The 250-nt window shown below is 47.6% G+C and carries 1 protein-coding gene; it reads right to left on the reverse strand.

Features of this window, described 5'->3' with window-relative positions:
• On the reverse strand, window positions 1–250 hold a 250-nt coding region (locus ACY2RW_RS16235), incomplete at both ends, for a hypothetical protein (protein ID WP_490123774.1).

Here is a 250-nt window from a genome sequence, read left to right on the forward strand (position 1 = left end):
TGCCTGTCTATCATCGCTGTCAAAACTCATGTACTCTTCGGTGTCGCGCAAAATTTCGCCACCTGTTGCCACGATTTCACCGCAATGGTCTTTGCCGTATGCCGCCTGATTCAGCCAACCAACTTTCTTCCACACTGATTTCAAATCGCGCAATTCAATTTGCGACATTTTGCTGATTGAAAACTGTGTGTCCACGTCTTTGCTGTCATACAGCAAGACGCATTTTGCCTCTACCTGATCACGCCCTGCT

Source organism: Polaribacter sp. 2305UL8-11 (assembly GCF_058147165.1).